At 68.7% G+C, this 20180-nt stretch carries 19 protein-coding genes, 1 tRNA gene and 2 pseudogenes; 13 read left to right on the top strand and 9 right to left on the bottom strand.

What is annotated here, in order from left to right; translation table 11 throughout:
• Nucleotides 1-39 precede the first annotated feature (39 nt).
• The 3 genes from B9D87_RS13635 to B9D87_RS13625 all read right to left on the bottom strand — a co-directional run bounded on the left by B9D87_RS13635 (nucleotide 40) and on the right by B9D87_RS13625 (nucleotide 2658).
• Complete coding sequence (locus B9D87_RS13635; protein WP_007168951.1) at nucleotides 40-336, bottom strand: WXG100 family type VII secretion target; 297 nt, start codon at nucleotides 334-336, stop codon at nucleotides 40-42.
• 159 nt (nucleotides 337-495) lie between these two features.
• Nucleotides 496-1680 (bottom strand): PPE family protein, encoded by a 1185-nt coding sequence (locus B9D87_RS13630; protein ID WP_007776718.1) that lies wholly within the window; start codon nucleotides 1678-1680, stop codon nucleotides 496-498.
• Between the two features lie 72 nt (nucleotides 1681-1752).
• Entirely contained in the window at nucleotides 1753-2658 is a 906-nt protein-coding gene (locus B9D87_RS13625; protein ID WP_040631937.1) for a PE/PPE C-terminal domain-containing protein, read from the bottom strand.
• 351 nt (nucleotides 2659-3009) lie between these two features.
• On the opposite strand from B9D87_RS13625, the gene B9D87_RS13620 reads away from it, so the two are divergent.
• A tRNA-Leu gene (locus tag B9D87_RS13620) sits at nucleotides 3010-3083 on the top strand.
• A gap of 310 nt (nucleotides 3084-3393) precedes the next feature.
• Here the strand turns inward: B9D87_RS13620 and B9D87_RS13615 are convergent.
• Nucleotides 3394-4580, bottom strand: a pseudogene (locus tag B9D87_RS13615) (serine/threonine-protein kinase).
• A 242-nt stretch (nucleotides 4581-4822) separates the two neighbouring features.
• On the opposite strand from B9D87_RS13615, the gene B9D87_RS27035 reads away from it, so the two are divergent.
• Nucleotides 4823-4990, top strand: coding sequence for a hypothetical protein (locus B9D87_RS27035; protein ID WP_175648758.1), 168 nt, complete (start codon nucleotides 4823-4825; stop codon nucleotides 4988-4990).
• A gap of 22 nt (nucleotides 4991-5012) precedes the next feature.
• On the opposite strand, the gene B9D87_RS13610 is transcribed toward B9D87_RS27035, so the two are convergent.
• The gene (locus B9D87_RS13610; protein WP_007776711.1) at nucleotides 5013-5342 is read right to left on the bottom strand and encodes a DUF732 domain-containing protein; all 330 of its coding nucleotides are present in this window, start codon (nucleotides 5340-5342) and stop codon (nucleotides 5013-5015) included.
• Nucleotides 5343-5513: 171 nt separating this feature from the next.
• On the opposite strand from B9D87_RS13610, the gene B9D87_RS13605 reads away from it, so the two are divergent.
• The 9 genes from B9D87_RS13605 (at nucleotide 5514) to B9D87_RS13565 (ending at nucleotide 14750) form a co-directional block, all read left to right on the top strand.
• Entirely contained in the window at nucleotides 5514-6740 is a 1227-nt protein-coding gene (locus B9D87_RS13605) for a methyltransferase domain-containing protein (RefSeq protein ID WP_007776710.1), read from the top strand.
• A 134-nt stretch (nucleotides 6741-6874) separates the two neighbouring features.
• Entirely contained in the window at nucleotides 6875-7681 is an 807-nt protein-coding gene (locus B9D87_RS13600) for a hypothetical protein (RefSeq protein WP_007776708.1), read from the top strand.
• A 118-nt stretch (nucleotides 7682-7799) separates the two neighbouring features.
• The gene (locus B9D87_RS13595) at nucleotides 7800-8555 is read left to right on the top strand and encodes a dienelactone hydrolase family protein (protein WP_007776706.1); all 756 of its coding nucleotides are present in this window, start codon (nucleotides 7800-7802) and stop codon (nucleotides 8553-8555) included.
• 9 nt (nucleotides 8556-8564) lie between these two features.
• The gene (locus B9D87_RS13590) at nucleotides 8565-8837 is read left to right on the top strand and encodes a DUF6295 family protein (RefSeq protein WP_007776704.1); all 273 of its coding nucleotides are present in this window, start codon (nucleotides 8565-8567) and stop codon (nucleotides 8835-8837) included.
• A 7-nt stretch (nucleotides 8838-8844) separates the two neighbouring features.
• Nucleotides 8845-9615, top strand: coding sequence for a DUF427 domain-containing protein (locus tag B9D87_RS13585; protein WP_007776702.1), 771 nt, complete (start codon nucleotides 8845-8847; stop codon nucleotides 9613-9615).
• Between the two features lie 394 nt (nucleotides 9616-10009).
• On the top strand, nucleotides 10010-11128 hold the full coding sequence (locus B9D87_RS13580) for a WD40 repeat domain-containing protein (protein WP_193787402.1): 1119 nt from the start codon (nucleotides 10010-10012) through the stop codon (nucleotides 11126-11128).
• Between the two features lie 174 nt (nucleotides 11129-11302).
• A complete protein-coding gene (locus B9D87_RS13575) occupies nucleotides 11303-12928 on the top strand; it encodes a long-chain fatty acid--CoA ligase (RefSeq protein WP_007776699.1) in 1626 nt (541 codons plus the stop codon).
• 38 nt (nucleotides 12929-12966) lie between these two features.
• A complete protein-coding gene (locus tag B9D87_RS13570; protein WP_007776697.1) occupies nucleotides 12967-13857 on the top strand; it encodes a class II glutamine amidotransferase in 891 nt (296 codons plus the stop codon).
• Between the two features lie 23 nt (nucleotides 13858-13880).
• Entirely contained in the window at nucleotides 13881-14750 is an 870-nt protein-coding gene (locus B9D87_RS13565; protein ID WP_007776695.1) for a patatin-like phospholipase family protein, read from the top strand.
• Between the two features lie 32 nt (nucleotides 14751-14782).
• On the opposite strand, the pseudogene B9D87_RS13560 reads toward B9D87_RS13565, so the two are convergent.
• Together B9D87_RS13560 and B9D87_RS13555 are read right to left on the bottom strand one after the other, a co-directional pair.
• Nucleotides 14783-15852, bottom strand: a pseudogene (locus B9D87_RS13560) (patatin-like phospholipase family protein).
• Nucleotides 15853-15952: 100 nt separating this feature from the next.
• A complete protein-coding gene (locus tag B9D87_RS13555; RefSeq protein WP_158672677.1) occupies nucleotides 15953-16387 on the bottom strand; it encodes a lipoprotein LpqV in 435 nt (144 codons plus the stop codon).
• A 100-nt stretch (nucleotides 16388-16487) separates the two neighbouring features.
• Here B9D87_RS13555 and B9D87_RS13550 point away from each other — a divergent pair, with 100 nt between their 5' ends.
• Nucleotides 16488-17123: a cupin domain-containing protein gene (locus B9D87_RS13550; protein ID WP_437340113.1), complete on the top strand. Its 636-nt coding sequence runs from the start codon at nucleotides 16488-16490 to the stop codon at nucleotides 17121-17123.
• On the top strand, nucleotides 17120-17557 hold the full coding sequence (locus tag B9D87_RS13545; RefSeq protein WP_007776687.1) for a rhodanese-like domain-containing protein: 438 nt from the start codon (nucleotides 17120-17122) through the stop codon (nucleotides 17555-17557). The genes B9D87_RS13550 and B9D87_RS13545 overlap by 4 nt, the downstream gene beginning before the upstream one ends.
• A gap of 38 nt (nucleotides 17558-17595) precedes the next feature.
• Here B9D87_RS13545 and B9D87_RS13540 read toward each other — a convergent pair whose 3' ends face one another.
• A complete protein-coding gene (locus tag B9D87_RS13540; protein WP_007776684.1) occupies nucleotides 17596-19386 on the bottom strand; it encodes an alpha/beta hydrolase in 1791 nt (596 codons plus the stop codon).
• Nucleotides 19387-19395: 9 nt separating this feature from the next.
• Complete coding sequence (locus B9D87_RS13535) at nucleotides 19396-20178, bottom strand: enoyl-CoA hydratase (protein ID WP_007776681.1); 783 nt, start codon at nucleotides 20176-20178, stop codon at nucleotides 19396-19398.
• Nucleotides 20179-20180 lie beyond the last annotated feature (2 nt).

Raw genomic sequence — 20180 nt, 5'->3', positions numbered from 1 at the left:
TAGCTCCTTAAAAGTGTTGGGCGACAGCTGCTTCGACAGCTAGCTGCTGAGGATTTGCTGCGAGGCCTGCTCTTGCTGCTCGTAGTTGTTCGCGTCGCGGATCAGCCCGTCGCGCACCCCGTGGAGCATGTTGACGATGTTGCGGAAGGCCTGGTTGACCTGACCCATGGTGTCGTACGAGGTGGCCTGGGCCTGACCGCTCCAGCCCGAGCCGGCGATGTTCATCGACGACGCCCACATCTTGCGAGCCTCGTCCTCAACGGTCTGGGCGTGCACCTCGAAGCGGCCCGCCATCGCCCGCATCTCGTGCGGGTCGGTCATAAAACGTGTTGCCATGTCGGCTGTCTCCTATCTTGAAGCTTCAGTTCGCCGAAGTCTTAACAGTTGTAATTGATGCGGTGGTGGCCGCGTTGTAAATAGACTACGGCCTGCCGGTTAATTGCTCGCCTCAAATGGGTGACATGTACCCCCTTTTTCCCATATCAGCGGACCCTCTCAGACGACAACCTGTTTGGGCATGACGATCGGCTTGAAGCCGTACCGAGGCCCGGCGCCGTACGCGCCGGCGCCCTTTGCCGCCGCCGCCATCCCGGGCATGCCGGGCATCGCGGTGACAGGCTCGGCGGAGGCGGCCTCGGAGGCCACGGTCCAGCCGGAGCCCTCCAGCGGGGCCGCCGCCGAAGCCGCGGCGGTCGCGGGCGCGGCCGTGGACCAACTTGCCGGAACCGACAGGCCGCCGACCGAGGAGGCTCCGCCGACGCTCGCCGACGCCGCCGCGCCCAGCCCGCCCGCGGGCGTCACCGCGCTCACCATGGCGCCCTCCGTGACACCGGCCAGACCGGCCGGCGCCACGTCGCTGACCGCGGCCGCGGGGGCCGCGGCGGACAGCGTGTGCCCCAGCGACACCCCGGTGGGAATCGCGTTCATGGTGAACCAGGCTCCGGTGTTGACCGCGCCGTTGATGCCGTTGAGGACCGACGGTGTGCCCAGGAAGTTGTCGATCGAGGACAGGATGCCGGTGGTCTGGAACGGCAGGCTCGGGTCGACGGCCGCGGGCGCTGCGGCGAGGGGAGCTGCGAGCGCTTGGGCGGTGCCGCCCGTGGAGTTGGCGGCGAGGGCGCTGTTGTCGACGGCCGCGGCGGTGGCCGGGTTGGTGGTCGACGTCAGCGGCGTCACCGGCTGCAGGGTGCCCGCCGCCGCCGAGGCCGCCTGGTAGGTGGCCATCATGGTGGCGTCCTGGACCCACATCTCGGCGTACTGGGCCTCGGTCGCGGCGATCGCGGCCGAGTTGACGCCCAGGAAGTTCGTCGCGACGAGCGTCGCCAGCAGCGACCTGTTGGCCGCGATCACCGGCGGGGGCACCGTCGCGGCGAAAGCCGCCTCATACGCGGCCGCCGACGCGGTGGCCTGCGTGCTGGCCTGCTCGAGCGCCGCCGCCGTCTCGGTGAGGTACGTGACGATGGGCTGCGCCGCCGCCGCAGCGGCGGCCGACCCGGCACCCGTCCACTGCTCGGTGGTCAGCAACGAGATGATCGACTCCCACTGGCTGGCCGTCGAGCTGATCTCGGCGGACAGGTTGGCGTACGCCGTGGCCGCGGCCATCAGCGGCCCCGAGCCCGCGCCCGCGTACATGAGCGACGAAGTGATCTCCGGTGGTACACCCGCAAAATCAAGAACCATTTCTAGTATCCCGTTTCCTTTTATCGGTGTGAAAACTTCTGCCTGCTAGCTGATGACCGCGTCGCTGGCCGCCTAGAGGGTCGACGCCTTGGGCATGACGATCGGTTTGACGCCGTAGCGCGGGGCGCCGAAGCCGGCGCTGTTGCGGGCCATCGCGCCCATGCCCGGCATGCCCGGTACCACCGTTCCCGCACCGGCCTGCGGCGCCGCGGCGGTCCAGCCCACCGTCTGTAGCGGTGCGGCGACGGTGCCCGCCACGGGGGTGACGGCACCGGCCCAGGTGGGCGGCACCGAGAGCTTGCTGACCATGGTCGCCTGGCCCATCGCGGCCGCCGGCATCGCGCCCATGCCGGCCACGCCCGGGCTGACCGGGGTCGTCGACGCGGCGAGGTCGGCGGCGCCGGCCGCGGCGGCGGCGTCACCGGTGTCGGAGGCGGCGGCGGGAAGCAGACCACCACCGGCCATGCCGAGCAGGTCGGACCCGGCCGATGCCCAGTTCCCGGCGCCGATGTTCAGGATGTTGGCGCCGTTGCTGGACAGGCCGAAGATTCCGCCCAGCATGCTCGGGTTCGTGCCGTTGCCGGTGCTGCCGAGGAGGTACGAAAGGAAGTCGAGGGGAGTGTTCGACGGTGTGGCCGCGGCGGCCGCCAGCGGACTCGCCGCGAGGTTCGAATTCGACAGCACGGCCTGGGCCGCGTTGACGGTCTCGGTGTCGCCGTAGCTGTTGGAGCTGATCCCCAGGGTGCTCGCGTACTGCTCCAGCTGCGCCTGGGCTTGCGCCGCGAGCGTCTGGTAGGTGGTGCCGTAGGTCGAGAAGAGGGCCGACTGCTGGGCCGAAACCGGGTCGGCGGCCGCGGGGGCGACGAAGGTCGTCGCGGCGGCCGCGCCCGCGTTCTGCGCCGCCAGATTGGTGTTGATCCCGCTGAGCAGTTGCTCTGCGGCTAACATCTCTTCAGTTTGCGTTGTCAAAAAAGACATCCGTTGCTCCTAGCGTTGGAACGAGTCGACCCCCGGCGTGGATCGACCTGTCTGCACGTAAACGGCCCTTATGCGTGTGCGTAAGGCTAATGACCCACAACCCCACGTTCCCCATCCAAAGGGCAGCGGTTACAGCCGTTTACGGCTTCTTAACGACAAGGGCGGCAGTTTTAACAAGGCCCTGTCGGACGACATAGTGATGTCACCTGAGCGGCGGCGCCGAGAGAGGAAGTCGCGCGCGGCGCGCGGATCGTAGCGGATGCCTATTCGGCCCGCACGTTGTACAACTGGCTAATTAGCATGTCGATGCGATGCCCCGCGCGGGGCCGCGACGCGCTAGATTCGCCGCCGGGCCCCATAGCCCAATTGGCAGAGGCAGCGGACTTAAAATCCGCCCAGTGTCGGTTCGAGTCCGACTGGGGGCACCGGGTTGGCGGGTGCGGGCTGCATCCACCGCCCGCCGCTGCTGGTGAGACACCGCACTGGATTTTGAACGCAGCAGGCACAGCCGGCCGGGGAACAGCCCGCCGGCCGGCGCCCGCTGGGCCGCCCACCCCGAAACTAGCGGCACCTCACGGGATCGTCGTGCACTGCGATGATGAAATAGCTTGGAACGCAGGGATATCGAGCAACCATGCCCTCGGTTGGGCCATGGACTCCGCGCTGCACCGCAACGGGGCCCGATACCGGCAGACGCCGACGCCGCCCGTGTCAGGCGGCCCTGGGAGCCAGGGCTTAGTCTCCCCGGTTACCGCCGTTGCCCTTGCCGTGTCCCTTACCTGGGCCGTGCCATGGTGGCGCCTGAGGCTGTTCCGCCGGCGGGGATGGCGGCGGTGGGGCATTACTCACCGGAACCGGCGACGGTGTACCGGTCGTCGCCGGTTCGACAGGTGCGTGGGAGGAGGACGCATCAAGCGCGAGACCCAGCGGGATGAGAATCAAAACCGCCAAGACCGCCAGAACGCCCAGCAACTTTCGCCTGCGGCTCGTCGGTGCGACCAGCGCTGGAACGAAAGTGTTCGTGGGCGAGCCGGGCACCGCGACCGTAAGCGGCTTTGTAGCCGGGTGTGGCGGGCGCGTCGGCGCAGCGACCTGCACGCCTGGGGCCACCTCGCGTCGGCCGTGCACCGCGGCGCGCATCTCGTCGGCGCTGCCAAACCGCAGCCCTGGGTCGTACGCCATCGCGCGTTCGATGACCATGATCAGCCCCGGATCGACGTCGGGCCTCAGCCCGGCGAGTGGTGGCGGCCGCCCGTGCAGAATGGCGCCGGCGAGCGCGGCCACGTTCTCCTGCGGGAACGGGCGGTGACCGGCGAGCGCTTCATAACCCACGACGCCGACCGCGTAGAGATCATCGGCGACACACGCAGGCGCACCGGCGATCCGCTCGGGGCTCAGATAGGCAATGGTGCCGAGGATCTGACCGGTCAGCGTGTTGGTCGCCTCCGGAAGCTTGGCAATCCCGAAGTCGGCAACCTTCACGGTCTGGCCCCCGCGGCAATCAGGATGTTTCCCGGCTTGATGTCGCGGTGCAGGATGGCGGCCGAATGTGCCGCGCTCAGCGCGGCAAGGACGTTGTCGAGCAGGGCCTGGACCCGCGGTTGGGGCAGCGGACCGCGGGCGATCTCCTGGGCCAAGGTTTCACCGGGCATCCGTTCCATCACGATGAACGGCCTGCCGTCCTGCTCGCCACTGTCGTAGATCGCGACGATGTTCGGATGGTTGAGCGCCGCCGCAGCGTGCGCTTCGGCATCGAATCGATTCCGCATGCCGCTCTGCGAGCACACCGCCGGGTGTAGAAGCTTGATCGCGATCGGTCGCCGAAGTCGGGTGTCCCAGCCCGCGCGAACCTCGGCCATGCCGCCACTGCCCAGCCTGCCGCGCACCTCATAGCGACCGGCGAGCAACACCCGCGTGTCCATTCGCCCTGCTAACTCCGCGCCACTGCGGTCACGATCGTGCCGTCGGTTACCCGGACAGCGACGGCTCAAAACCCGCACGCATCCGGCGCAGGCGGCGCCGGCGCAGAGGACGCACGAGGTCATACTCGGCGCGCAGGTTTGCGATGGAGCCGGATCGGGGTAGGCGTAACGCGCAAACGCATCCGGCGGTCTGATCGGGAAGAGCCCGCGGGCGTTTACGGTTCTGAACACACTCCACCCAGGTGGGAAGTCGTCTGATGAATGTTGCGTCTCTAAGCGAAGATCTGTACGGATTCGCCATCGAACTGCGCCAGCTGGCCTACAGCATGCCCGGCGGCCACGAGGACCCGTTGGTCCGCCTGAGCGAGCGAATGATCCACTGCGCCCAAGAAGAAGCCGGCAACAAGTAACCGTCGCCGGACAGGGACGCCGCTACATCTTGCTGCGGAATTCGGGGCAGTACGACGCCGTCGCCGCCCCGATCACCGTGCCGGCCCCGTTGGTGCTCACCCCGAGCGCCTTCTGCACGTCGTCGACGGTCTGGGCCATCGTGTCGCCGCCCGCCCAGTCCGCGCACACCGCATGCCCGACGTTGATCATCGTTTGGTCATTGCCGCCGGGCCAGCTCAGTCCCCGCTGGGTCAGCGCGCGCAGGAAGTTGTCGTCAGCCGGGTCGGCGTTCGCGGTGGGAGCGGTGGCGAGGACGACGAAGGCGGCCAGGCCGACAGCGATCGGGCCGCTCAACCGTGCCGTGATCTTCATGCGCTGACTCCTCGCCGTGGATGGTGCAGGAACCGAATCCTAATTGTGCCGCCCCGAATCGGCAGATCGGAACGAATCGGGACGGCTGGGTCTGAACGGCGAATGTGGCGGGCGCGCCAAGTTTCGTCGTACCGTTGCGCGATCCGCGACCGTGAAGGAGCCAGCGCCGAAGTGACCGAGGATCCGCGGGGCGACGGCGTCTCCCGCCAATACGATCGGTGGGAATATCCGCCCCCGGTAACCGATCTCGCGGCGTGGACCACGAACCACTGGGATTGGTTCGACCCTTACTGGGCGCACCGGATGTTGTGGCCCGACCGGGAATACCAGGCGGACTTGGACATCCTGGTGGCGGGATGCGGCACCTTCCAGGCGGCCGTGTTGGCCTACATGAACCGGGGAGCGAAGGTCGTGGCGATCGACGTCAGCCGGTCGGCCCTGCAGCATCATCGGCAGCTCAAAGACCGGCACGGCCTGGACAACCTCGAACTGCGGCTGCTTGCGGTCGAAGAGGTGCCGGCGCTGTCGCGCGACTTCGACCTCATCGTGTCCAGCGGCGTCCTGCACCACACGGCCGATCCCCTGGCGGGGTTGACGGCACTCGGCCGGTGTCTGCGGCCGGACGGGGTGCTGGGCGTCATGCTCTACGCCAAGTACGGCCGGATCGGGGTCGAGATGCTCGAATCCGCGTTCCGCGACCTTGGCCTGACCCAGGACGACGCCTCGGTGCGGCTGGTCGTCGAGGCGATCGCGACGCTACCGGCCGACCACCCCGTCCGCCCCTATCTGCACAGCGCGCGCGATCTGACGTCGTCGGGCGCGCTCGTGGACACCTTCCTGCACGCCCGCCAGCGCAGCTACACCGTCGACGAATGCCTGCAGTTGGTCGACTCCGCCGGGCTGGCGTTTCAGGGCTGGCTGCGCAACGCACCGTATTACCCGCACGACTTCGTCGCGCCGGCCGGCCAGTTCCAGGCGCTGCTCAACCGGCTTCCCGATGCCAGGCTGTGGTCGGTGATGGAGCGGCTGCAACCGGCGAACGCCACCCATTTCTTCCTCGCCTGCCGCCCGGACCGCCCGAAGGCGCAGTACGCGATCGACTTCTCGGCGACGGCCTGCCTCGGCTACGTCCCGCTGCTACGCACGGCCTGCCTGTTGTCCGGCGACACCATTCAGTTGCCCGGCGCGACGCTGAAGCTCGACCCGGCCCAGCTGCCCTTCGTCCAGCTCGTCGACGGCCGCCGGACCATCGGGGAGATCATCGACGGCGTGGCCCGGCGCGACGACGTCGGACCGGAGGAGAGGCCACGCGTGCAGGACTTCGGGCTGACGCTGTTCCGCTCGTTGTGGCGCCTGGATTTCCTGGCGATGGCGTTGAACGCCGTTCCGTCCGCGTAGCGTTCGAAATTAATTGCGGCACAACATGTCCGAGCGCGGCGAACGCTGTCGTTGGCGGACATCCCGTGTGCGGACCAACAGTTTGGGCCTGCCGCCGACGGGCCCGAAAACCGTCATCCATACACTGACCCAGCATGGGCATGCTGTTCGGCCTCGCGCCGTGGATCGTGTATTGGGTACTCGTCGGTAACGTCCCGTTCGCCGCGGCCGTGCTGGTCGCGCTGGCGATCGCCGCCGCCAGCCTGGGCCTGGGGGGCGTGCTGGGCAGGAAGTGGCAGTTCTTCGACTTTGCCTCGGCCGCAGTGCTTTTGATTCTCGGCGTGCTGGCCTTCACGCTCAGTGATTTGTTCCTGGAGCGGTGGATACTGCCGCTGAGCAACGCCGGGATCTTCCTGGTGACGCTGATCGGGGTGCTGGCCGGCAAGCCCTTCGTGGCCGAGTTCGCCGCGGCGGAGCAGGCCGCCGACATCGTCAGAACCGAGCTGTTCGGCCGGATCGTCAAGATCCTGAGCTGGTTGTGGGTCGCGACGTTCGCCGGGATGACGGTGTCGTCGGTGATCCCGTCGATCCTGGAAGGTCGCGACGGGCCCGCCGGGACCACCGCCGCCCTGATGCTGGACACGAAGACACCGCTGTCGTTTCTCTGCTACTGGATCATTCCCTTCGCACTGCTGGGTCTCGCGGCGGTCGCGTCGCGACTGCTGCCCGACCGGATGCTGGTCGGCATCGACGACGTCGCGCGGGAAACCTCGTTCGTCGCCTACGACGAAGCCACCATCGACGAGCTCTACTTCTTGGCGCAGGAACACGCCAACCGGGAGGTCGGCCCCGGCAAGGAGGCGTACGCCGTCAAGGTCGGCGGGATGGGAACTCCGCTGACCGGAGACGAGTCCCGCAAGTCGTGGCCCTCGACCTACAAGGTGCGCGACAAGCGGCACTGAGCCGGCGGCGCGATTCGGCTACGTTGGTTCTCGGCGGAGCGGCCCCGAACCTGCCGCAGCGCTCCGCATCCGGCCGGCCCCAACGTGAATGCCCCCGGAGCGGAGAACAGGAGTCGTGATGAACGCACCCAGCGCAGACGCGATCCGCGCAGAAACCGTCACCATCACCGGCCACGGCGGCGACGAGATCGAGGCCTACCACGCCGTGCCGCTCGCGCCGGCCTCGCGGGGCGGCGTCGTGTGGATCCACCACATGCCCGGGTACGACCGGGAGACCAAGGAGTTCGTCCGCCGGCTCGCCGTCGGCGGCTACCACGCCGTGGCGCCGAACCTCTACTCGCGCGAAGCGCCGGGTGCCGAACCCGATGACGCGGCCGCCGCGGCGCGCGCCGCCGGCGGGGTGCCCGACGAACGATTGGTCGGCGACGTCGCGGGCGCGGTGGAGCACCTGCGCACGCTGGAGGGCGCCAACGGCAAGTTCGGTGTCATCGGGCACTGTTCGGGCGGGCGGCACGCCTTTCTCGCGGCGTGCTCGCTGCCCTTCGACGCGGCGGTGGACTGCTACGGCGCCTTCGTCGTCGAGGACCCGCCCGAGGGCATGCCCAAGACCATGCAGCCGATCCTGCACCTGGCCGCCAATCTCAGCTGTCCGCTGCTGGGCCTGTTCGGGCTCGACGACCGGTTTCCGGCGCCCGCCGCGGTGGCCACCCTGGACGCCGAGCTCAACAAGCACGACAAGCCGCACGAGTTCCACTCCTACGAGGGAGCGGGCCATTCGTTCTTCTCCGTCGACCGCCCGGCGTACCGGCCGGAGGCGGCGGTGGACGGCTGGCGGCGCATCGACGAGTTCTTCGCCACCTACCTGAAGGGCTAGGCATCTCCCATGTGCACCTATCTCACCGAACATGTCGAGATCGACGGCAGCGGAAAGGGCGCGACCGGATGGTTCGGCGCCAACCGCGCGACGGTGTATGTCGACCACCCCGTCCACGCGCCGTACGGCCACACCGTCAACATCGACGTGATCAATCCGCAGCTCGGGCCGTCGGCGCGGGTGGCCCTGGAATTGACCGAGGAGAGCGCGCTGGCGCTGGCCGACGCCATCCGCAAGGCCATCGGCCACGCCCCGGCCGGACTGGCCTCCAGGGACCAGTAGGCCGGCGATGGACACCGACACCGCTTACCCGCAGATGGCCGCGGCGCGCGGCAGGATCGAACCCGCTCCGCGGCGGGTCCGTGGCTATCTCGGCGACACGCTGGTCTTTGACACCACCGCCGCCCGGTACGTGTGGGAAGTCCCGTACTACCCGCAGTACTACATCCCGCTCGACGACGTCCGCTCCGAGTTCCTGCACGACGAAAACCATGCCCAGAAGGTGCAATTCGGCCCGTCGCGGCTGTACTCCCTGGTGGGAGCCGGCCAGTCGCATGAGTCGGCCGCGCGGGTGTTCGATGCCGACGGCGGCGGCCCGCTGGCCGGAACCGTGCGGTTCGAGTGGAATCCGTTGCGCTGGTTCGAAGAAGACGAGCCGATCTACGGTCACCCACGCAATCCGTATTCGCGGGTCGACGCCCTGCGCTCGCACCGCCACGTTCGTGTCGAGCTCGACGGAATTGTCTTGGCCGACACTACAACTCCCGTGTTGCTGTTCGAAACCGGTTTGCCGACAAGGTATTACATCGATCCGACCGACATCTCCTTCGAGCACCTGGAATCGAGCCCCACGCGGACTTTGTGTCCGTACAAGGGGGTTACGTCGGGTTATTGGTCGGTGCGCGTGGGTGACGCCGTGCACGAGGACCTGGCATGGACCTACCATTATCCGCTTCCAGCGGTCGGTCACATTGCCGGCCTAATCGCTTTCTACAACGAGAAACTCGACATCGCCGTCGACGGGTCCAGGCTGGCGAGACCGCAAACGCAGTTCAGCTAGGGGAAACCGGCACGGTGTGATTTATCCCTCGTCGGCCGCGAAACCTGAGAATTCCTTACCTCCGCGCCCGATAGCGCGCTCACGTGCGCTGTTAGCGGCGCGAGCGAAATCCGCCGGAAGCGGGTTTGCCCGACTTTCGCTACGGGTAAGCGACTGCGATACAGCGTGATTGGAAGTCTGAGCAGAACCTGAGTGCGGACAGTGACGTAGCTAACGTCGGGCATCTCGAACTGCGGTAAGGCGATGTTGGGCCAGTAGACTACCGAAAACCAGTCTCGTCAGCGCCTTTCGGTGCTGAAATCCGGTGGATCCGGAGGCCAAATCGTCGCACGCGTACCGGCGGCTTCGCCACTTGACGATGAGAGCCGACAAACACAGCAAAGGCGGTGCCAGCGTGAACGATGTGAACGGCCCTACGGCCGCGCACGACGATCCAGACGGCCGAATCTTCGAGCTTGACACCACCTCGGTGGTGCGGGTCCCGTTGCACAACGGCCCGATCAGCGACATGGACATCAGCCCGGACGGGCGCCGGCTGGTCGCAACGAACTACGGCCGCAACATGGTTTCGGTCATCGACGCCAGCACGTGTCGCCTCTCGAGCGCGCTCACCGGGCTGACCGAACCGTTCGCGGTCACCATGAGCAGGGCGGACTCCAACTACGCCTACGTCAGCATCGCGACCGCCGGCTACGACGCCATCGAGGTCATCGACGTCGTCACGAACTGGCGTATCGCCACACATCGGCTCGCGAACAGCGTCAGCGACCTCACCGTGAGTCCGGACGGCAAATACCTCTACGCCAGCCGGAACGCGGTTCGCGGCGCGGACGTGACGGTGCTGGACACCACCACCGGCGAACTCGAGGTCATCGACCTGGCGACCGTGCCGGGCACCACCACCGAGTGCGTGCGGATCAGCGCCGACGGACGCCGGCTGTACGTCGGCATGAACGCCCGGACCGGCGGAAGCCTCGCCATGCTCGAGACCCGAACGCGGTCGGACAATCGCCGGGTCGGCGGCCGGTCGCGCCTCGTCGGCGTCGTCGACCTGGGCCTGCCCCTGCGTGACGTGGCGCTGAGCAACGACGGCGGCACGGCGTACGTGGCGAGCTGCGATCCGGTCGCGGGCGCGGTGCTCGACGTGATCGACACCCGGGTCAACAAGATCGTCGGCACCCACAAGATCCCGGAGATCACCGGGCCCCTCACCCGGATGACGCTCAGTCGCGACGGCGCGCGGGCCTACCTGATCAGCGACGACCGCATCACCGTGCTGAGCACCCACCAGCAGGACGTCGTCGGCGAGGTCAAGGTGTCCCAGCACCCGTCGTGCGTGGTGGAGAGCCCCGACGGCACCCACCTCTACGTCGCCGATTACTCCGGCGTGGTCACCGCGGCGCGCATCGCCTCGGCCGCGCCGTCGCAGACCGGCGGCGGTGCGAGCGACCGCGACCTGTCGGTCGCCGGCTGGCTGCCCGAACTGCCCGAGTGGGAGCCGGTCCTGGCCTAGGCCCACCCGGTGGCGTGGGGCACGCTGACACCCAAAGCCGCCCCGGCCGAACGGGATCCACGCGATCGGCCGTCAGTCTGCCCGGGTGCTGACACTCTCGCCGAATTCGGGCTTAGGGTGGGAGGCGGCCGACGGCACAGGCGGCGCTGCCCCGAGACTTAAGGCGGTAGATGAGTGGACGGCACGATGCAGGACTTTCCGTTGACCATCACCGCGATCATGCGTCACGGCTGCACCGTGCACGGGGAGCGCACCGTCACGACCGCCACCGGTAACGGCTACCGGCGCACGACCTACCGGGAGCTGGGCGGGCAGGCCGCGCAGCTGGCGAACGGCCTGCGCCGGCTCGGCGTCACGGGTGACCAGCGGGTGGGCACGTTCATGTGGAACAACGCCGAGCACCTCACCGCATACCTCGCCCTGCCGTCGATGGGCGCGGTCCTGCACACCCTCAACATCCGGCTGTTCCCCGAGCAGATCGCCTTCGTCGCCAACGAGGCCGAAGACCAGGTGGTGCTGGTCGACGCCTCACTGGTCAAGTTGCTCGCACCCGTGCTGCCCGACCTCGAGACCGTGCACACCGTGATCGTGGTCGGCGACGAAACCGAGCCGCTGCAGGGGTCGGGTAAGACCGTCCTGCGCTACGCCGACGTCCTCGACGGCGAGCCCACCGACTTCGACTGGCCGCGCATCGACGAGAACTCCGCGGCCGCGATGTGTTACACCAGCGGCACCACCGGAAACCCGAAAGGCGTTGTCTACAGCCACCGTTCGAGCTTCCTGCACACGATGGGGGCGTGTACCACCAACGGCATCGGCGTCGGGGCCACCGACAGCGTGCTGCCCATCGTGCCGATGTTCCACGCCAACGCCTGGGGGCTGCCGTACGCGGCGCTGATGGCCGGCGCCGACCTGGTGTTGCCCGATTGCCACCTCGACCCCCGGTCGCTGGTCGCGATGGTCGAGGACCTGAAGCCCACCGTGACCGGCGCGGTGCCGACCATCTGGAACGGCGTCCTGCATCACCTCGAGGACGACCCCGACCACGACATGTCCTCGCTGCGGTTGGTGGTCTGCGGCGGCTCGGCCGTCCCGGTGTCGCTGATGCGCACCTTCGAGGAAAAGCACGACGTACAGATCCGGCAGCTGTGGGGCATGACGGAGACCTCGCCGCTGGCCACCATGGCGTGGCCGCCGCCGGGCACCCCGGAGGACCAGCACTGGGCTTTCCGCGGGACGCAGGGCCAGCCGGTCTGCGGGGTGGAGATGCGCATCGTCGACGACGACGGTCAGGTGCTGCCCAACGACGGCCAAGCCGTCGGCGAGGTGGAGGTGCGCGGACCGTGGATCGCCGGCTCTTATTACCTGGGCCGCGACGAGTCGAGGTTCGACTCCGGCTGGCTGCGCACCGGCGACGTGGGCCGCATCGATGAGCGCGGGTTCGTCACCCTGACCGACCGCGCCAAGGACGTCATCAAATCCGGTGGGGAATGGATCTCCTCGGTGGAGCTGGAGAACTTCTTGATCGGGCACCCCGACGTGGTCGAGGCCGCCGTGGTCGGCGTTCCCGACGAGCGCTGGGAGGAACGGCCGCTCGCGGTGATCGTGGCCAAGGAGGGCGCATCGGTGAGCCCCGAGCAGCTGCGAAACTTCCTCGCCGACAAGGTCGTTCGGTGGTGGCTGCCCGAACGGTGGGCCTTCGTCGACGAGATCCCGCGCACCAGCGTCGGCAAGTACGACAAGAAGACCATCCGGTCGCGATACGGCGATGGCGAATATCAGGTGATCGAGGCGCGCTGAGCTGACGGGCCGACCGGCGCCCGCTACCGTGGGAAGCCATGTGCCGACTCTTTGGCCTGCACGCCGGGACACACGCGTGCACCGCGACCTTCTGGCTGCTGGACGCCCCGGACAGCCTGGCTCAACAGAGCAGGAGAAATCCGGACGGCACCGGCCTGGGCGTCTTCGACGAACACGGCCGACCGCACCTGTACAAGGAGCCGATAGCGGCCTGGCAGGACGCCACATTCGCGACCGAGGCACACCGGATGACCGGCACGACCGTCCTCGCCCATGTCCGTTACGCGACCACCGGCTCACTCGACATCCACAACACCCACCCGTTCCTGCAGGACGGGCGGATCTTCGCGCACAACGGTGTGCTCGAGGGATTGGACATCCTCGACGAACGGCTGCGCGAGGTGGGCACCGACGACCTGGTGTTGGGCGACACCGACTCCGAGCGGGTGTTCGCGTTGATCACCGCCGCGATCCGGGCGCGCGACGGCGACATCACCGCCGGCCTCACCGACGCCATGCGATGGCTCGCCGAGCACGTTCCGATCTACGCGGTCAACGTGCTGTTGAGCACGGCCACCGACATGTGGGCGCTGCGCTATCCGGAAACCCATCAGCTCTACATTTTGGATCGATCCGACGATGCGGCTCCCCGCGACCCCGAATTCGACTTGTGCACCAAGCGGATTCACGCCCGATCGGAGCACCTGTGTGAGCGGTCGTCGGTGGTGTTCGCCACCGAGGTGATGGACGACGAGCCCCGCTGGCGGCTGCTGCCGGCCGGTGAACTCTTCCATGTCGACGCCGGTCTGCAGATCCACCGCAGCATGATCCTGCCGGATCCGCCCAGACATCTGCTGCGTCGCGAGGACCTCAGCTCGCCGGTGGAGGAGTCGCAGCACGCGCTGCCGAACACCCGGCAGCTGGCCTGACCCGTGCTGGCAAGCTGAACACCGTGACAACCAAACGCGCCCTGGTGCTGGCCGGTGGGGGTATAGCGGGAATCGCTTGGGAGACAGGTGTTCTGCGCGGCATCGCCGACGAGTCGCCGGCGGTGGCCCGGCTGTTGATCGAGTCGGACGTGCTGGTCGGGACGTCGGCGGGCTCGGCCGTCGCCGCGCAGCTAGGCAGCGGACACACCCTGGACGAACTGTTCGACCGGCAGGTCGCCGAGTCGTCGGCCGAGATCGATTCGGGGGTCGACGTCGAGACCATCACCGAACTGTTCCTGACCGCCCTGGGTGAGCCGTACGAGGAGACGCTGGACAGGACCCGGCAACAGATGCGACGCATCGGCGCCGTGGCGCTGGCCACCAAAACCGTTCCCGCGCCGGTGCGCCGCGACGTCATCGCACGGCGCCTGCCGTCGCACGACTGGCCGGACGCCGAGTTGCGGCTCACCGCGATCGACGTCGAAACCGGCGAACTGACCGTGTTCGACCGCGACTCGGGCGTCGACCTGGTCGACGCCGTCGCGGCCAGCTGCGCGGTGCCCGGGGCGTGGCCGCCGGTGCGCATCGACGGCCGCCACTACATGGACGGCGGGGTCGCCAGCTCGGTCAACCTCGTGGTGGCCGCCGACTGCGCGACGGCGGTGGTGCTGGTGCCCTCGGGCGTCGACGCGCCCTCGCCGTTCGGTGCCGGGCCGGCGGCCGAGGTCTCGGCGTTTCCCGGCGCGGCGTTCGCCGTCTTCGCCGACGGCGATTCGCTGGCCGCCTTCGGACCCAACGCGCTGGACCCGGGTTGCCGCATCCCGTCGGCGCTGGCCGGACGCGAGCAGGGCCGCCGCGAAGCCGCGAACCTCGCCCGCTTCCTGGGGTTGTGACGGCGGTTGGCGCGCAAGCGCTTTGAGCGTCCTCAGCGCTCGATCGCGGGCGGGACGTCCTGATCGTCCCCGAGTCCCAGCGCGTCCAGCGCGTCGTCGGCCAGCGCCCGCCCGGCGGCGATCACCTCCACCGCCCGGTGGAATTCCAGGGCCCGGCACGTCGAGCGCGGGATCTCGATGTGCAGGTCGGGCGGGTAGACCGCCAGGGTATGGCGCGCCAGCGCGGCCTGGGCAATGTCGATGGTCCGGTTCATCACCTCGAAGCTGCCCAGTTTCGGCACGTCGGGTCCCACGCCGGCCAGCTCGCCCGCGTCCTCACCGGGGGCGGGCTGCTCGTCCTCCGGGGTGTCCGCCCAGCCGTCCGGCTCGCCGGGGGCCCGCCCAGCCTGCTCAGCACGGCGCGCGCCGTCGGCCGATCGAGCAGCGAGCGGGCGGCGGCCGTGTCGAGCAGCGCGGAGGTGCTGCGCACCATGCGGGTCAACCACTCGACGGTGGCACCCGGCTCCGGTTCGCGGTTGCTGATCGCCTCGCTGCCGGACAGGCTCACCGCGATGGTCAGGTCCGCGTTGACCGCGGCGAGCGGGGCCAACGGCAGCGGATCCAGGATGCCGCCGTCGGCGAGCAGCCGTCCGTCGACCGCGTGGGGTGCGATCACGCCGGGGATCGCGATCGACGCCCGGATCGCCTCGTCGAGGGGGCCGCGCTGAAACCACACGGACTTGCCCGCCAGCAGGTCGGTGGCCACCGCGGTGTAGGGGATGGGCAGTTCTTCGATGGCGACGGGGCCCAGGATGTCGCGCACCGCGTCCAAGATCTTGCCGGCCCGCATCACGCCGGCCGCGCTGATGGACGGGTCCAGCAGCCGCAGGATGGTGCGTTGGGTCAGCGACTTCGCCCAGTCGGCGAACTCGTCCAGCCGCCCGGCCGCCTGCAGGCCGCCGACCAGCGCACCCATCGACGAGCCGGAGACGCCGACGATGTCGTAGCCGCGGGCCACCAGGGCCTCGATCACCCCGATGTGGGCGTATCCGCGAGCGCCGCCGCTGCCCAGGGCCAGTGCCACCCGGGTCGGATCTGAGCGACGCGGAACTTCGTCAGACACCCCTACATTTTGCGCGGTGCCGCTCGGTCAGCGGGCGGCGCGGGCGGTTTTTTCGCCCGTGATTCCAATTACGCGGGGCGAAAAATCCCCGGATGCGGCCCTACCCGCATTCGTCGTTGGCGGCGGCCCGCGCGGCGACGATCACGGCGGCCTGGCGGGCCGGCGTCAACTTCGACCACGGGGCGTTCCAGCTGCCCGCGGTGCCCGCCGGGGACGCCTGAACCATCGACAGATACGGCTCGAACAGCGACGCACCCGTCTTGGGCTGGGCGTCCATCCACTCTTTCGCGGCGTGACAGGCCTGGTAGTACTCCTCCTCGGTCGAGTTCGCGGGGACGTCGACCCTGGTGGTCACGCCGGAGGGGGACAGGCCGACCGCGCCCGCGGGGAGCGAAGCCGGAATGCCGGCTTGCCGCGCCGACGGGGACGCGGGCGCACCGCTGTGGCCGCCGTGCGAGCACCCCACGGCCGCCAGGGCGGCGGCCGTGGCAACAGCCGCGCCCCACCGCCGGGGCCGATCACCGCTCAAGCGCACGGTCTCAATCTATGCAACACTTGCGGCCGTGATGGAGCGCTTCGGATTTTGCGAGTGTTGTCGGCCGTAACACGCCGCCGCTTGCCCTGTCCGATTTCGCATGAAAGCTCCCTTGTATGTCTGTGCCCGTCGCCACTGTGGGTCCTGTGGCCGCCCCGCGCCCGCGAGTCCTCTCCGCCCGTCCGCCGGCCCGACCCGGCTGCGCGTGCCCGACCTGCTCTACGCCACCGACCAGGCCGCCGATGATGTGCTCAGCGGCCGCTGCGACCACCTGCTGCCGCCGGGCGGCATACCCGAGTCGCGGCGCTGGTTCACCCGCATTCACGGCGACGAAGAACTCGACGTCTGGCTGATCAGCTGGGTACCCGGCCAGCCGACCGAGTTGCACGACCACGGCGGGTCGCTGGGTGCGCTGACCGTCGTTTCCGGGTCGCTCAACGAATACCGTTGGGACGGAAGGGCTTTGCGGCGCCGTCGGCTGGACTCCGGCGATCAGGCCGGATTCCCGTTGGGCTGGGTGCACGACGTGGTCTGGGCGCCGCGGCCGGTCACCGTGCCGGTTTCGCTGCCGGTCGCGGGGTCGCCCGGCGCCGCGGCCGCGCCGGTGCGGCCGACCCTGAGCGTGCACGCCTACTCGCCGCCGCTGACGGCGATGTCGTACTACGAGATCACCGACCGCAAGACGTTGCGTCGCGACCGCACCGAACTGACCGACCAGCCGGAGGGAGCGCCATGAGCCGCATCGACGTCGTCCTGAGATCCGCCCGGCGCCGGTATCGCCGCCTGCCCGCCGCCGAAGTGCCCGACGCGCTGCGGCGCGGCGCGGTGCTGGTCGACATCCGGCCGCAGGCCCAGCGGTTTCGCGAGGGTGAGGTGCCGGGCGCGCTGGTGATCGAGCGCAACGTCCTGGAGTGGCGCTGCGACCCGACCAGCGAGGCCAGGCTGCCCGAGGCCGTCGGCGACGACGTCGAATGGGTGATCCTGTGTTCGGAGGGCTACACCTCCAGCCTGGCCGCCGCCGCGCTGCTGGACATCGGCCTGCACCGCGCCACCGACGTCATCGGCGGCTATCACGCGCTGGCCGGGGCCGGCGTGCTGAGCGAGCTGGCCGGTGGCCGGGTCGATCCGGTGTTCGCCGACACCGGCGGCACCGCGCGCCGCTGGATCTAGCGGGTCGCCGCCAGCGGGCTCTGAGCCGTCTCGTCGCTTTAAGCCGTCTCGTCCGAGTGCAGCAGCGGACGCAGTTTCGCCGTCTTGTCCGGCGTCCAGCCGGGCGGTGCAAGCACCGCCGCCCAGCCGTCGGCGACATCGGCGACGTAGTGGTGGCCATGCCCGTCGGGTACGTCCACGGCCACCGCCATGTCGGCCGACACCTGCAGGAAGGTCACGACCGGAATCCAGCGCGTCTGCGGCAGCACGTCGTAGCCACGCGGCTCGTTCAGCCAATCGGGCTTGCTGAACAACAGGTCCGGCGTCCACCAGGCGATGGGGTCCGACGCGTGCTGCAGATACACCACCCGCGGGTGATCCCACGGCGCGTTGGGGCGCGTCAAATCCTTTGCGCGGGCTACGAATCGGACATACCGACCGTCCTGGTAGATCGGTAACCACTCCGGCGATCCGTTGTCCCGCGTCGACGTCAGATCGGTCCAGATGGTGTTCTTGAAGGTCGGTCCGCTGAACAGCGCCCCGTCGGTGCGTGCCAGCACGTTGTTCAGGCTCAGGAACGGCGCCTCGCCCCCGAACGAACCCAGGCTCTCGCCGAACACGACCAGCTTGGGCCGGCTGGCTTCGGGCATCTGGCGGATCAGCTTGTCGACGGCCTCGAACAGCGCCTGCCCGGCGTGCCGGGCGTTTTCCTTGTCCACCAGGAACGACAGCCAGCTCGGCAAGAACGAATACTGCATGCTCACGATCGCGGTGTTGCCGTTGTACATGTATTCCAGCGCCGAGGCTTCCGCCTCGTTGATCCAGCCGGTGCCGGTGGTGGTGCCCACCGCGACGACGGCGCGCTGCAACCCGCCGGCGCGCTGCAACTCCCGTGCCGCCAGCTCCGCGGCCGCCGTGATGCCCTTCGACGAGTCCAGTCCGGCGTAGGCCCGGATCGGCTCGGTGGCCGGCGCCCCGTTGAACGCGGTCAGATCGGTGACCTTCGGACCCCCCTCGACGAAGACGCGACCCTCACGCCCCAGCGAGTCCCACGACACCAGCGACTCCGGGCCACCCGATCGCAGCGGGGTTTTCGGGGGAGCGGTATCGGGATTCATCTCCTCGTTGGCCGAGGCGAAGGTGTTGTTCATGGTGCGCATCGCGAATTTGAGTACGACGCCGTTGAGCACCGTGATGGTCAGGATCACCAGGGTGACCACCACGATGGTTGCCGAGAGGCGAAACGGCACGAACCGGTCCACCTGACCGACCAGGAATCTGACCAGCCAGCGGGTGGCTTGACCCAGCTCGACCACCGCGAACAACACCACCACCGACAACGCCCCGGCCAGCGGGTAGTCGTGCCACTTGAGGTGCTCCACGCCCATCAGGTCGCGGACGTCGTCCTGCCAGATGTGGAACCAGATCGCCATGAGGACCTGGCCCGTCAGGCCGATGGGGATCAGCACCTTCCATGCCCAGGACGGCGGCGGCGGGCTGTGATCCTTCTCGCGCATGAACCGCACCAGCCAGACCGAAAAGACGCCCAGCCCATAGCCGATGGCGCCGGAGAGCCCGCTGACCAGCCCCTGGAACAACGGGCCACGCGGCAGCAGCGACGGTGTCAGCGAAAGCCAGATGAAGATCACGCCCACCGCGGTACCGGTGAACGTGTAATGCCTTACATACCAAGGCTTTTCGGTCCATGGCAGGGTGGGCACCGCACGCCCGGCTCGCGACGCGGGGGCCGATTGCGGTGCGGCGTCCGGCCCGGTCGCCGCGGACTTTTCGGCGACGTCCGCCGGGTCTTTACCCGCCTCGGTGTGTGTCGCGGAAACCGGTTCGCTCACGGGCGCGTCCTAGCGGTGGGTGAAGTTCGGCGGGCGCTTCTCGACGAAGGCCGCCATCCCCTCGGACTGATCCTCGGTCGCGAAGGTCGAGTGAAAGAGCCTGCGCTCGTAGAGAAGTCCCTCGGCCAGGGTGGATTCGAACGCGCGGTTGACCGCCTCTTTGGCCATCCGGGCCGCCGAACGCGACATGTGCGAAATGGTGGTCGCGAGGGCCTTGGCCTCGGTCAGCAGGTCGTCGGCAGGCACCACTCGCGAGACCAGGCCGCTACGTTCGGCTTCTTCGGCGCCGATGGTGCGGCCGGTCAGGATGAGGTCCATGGCCTTGGCCTTGCCGATGGCCCGGGTCAGCCGCTGTGAGCCGCCCATGCCGGGCAGCACCCCGAGCTTGATCTCGGGCTGGCCGAATTTCGCTGTGTCGGCGGCGATCAGCACATCACACATCATCGCGAGTTCGCAGCCACCGCCCAGCGCGTGCCCGGCGACCGCGGCGATCGTGGGCGTGCGGACGGCGGCGAGCTTGCTCCAGGGCGCGAAGAAGTCGGCGCCGAAGGCGTCGGCGAACGTCAGCCCGGCCATCTCCTTGATGTCGGCGCCGGCGGCGAACGCCTTGGCCGAGCCGGTGATGATGATCGCCCCGATGCCGGGATCGTCATCTAAATCGGCTGCCGCGCTGGTGACTTCGTTCATCACCTGAGTGTTCAGGGCGTTGAGCGCCTTCGGCCGGTTCAGGGTGATGATGCCGACACGCTCTTCGCGCTCGACGATGATCGTCTCGTAATTCGTGTCCGTCATCC

It is taken from the genome of Mycobacterium colombiense CECT 3035, from assembly GCF_002105755.1.
GTDB classification, from domain to species: Bacteria; Actinomycetota; Actinomycetes; order Mycobacteriales; family Mycobacteriaceae; genus Mycobacterium; species Mycobacterium colombiense.
This window is presented reverse-complemented; position numbering and strand designations above follow the sequence as displayed.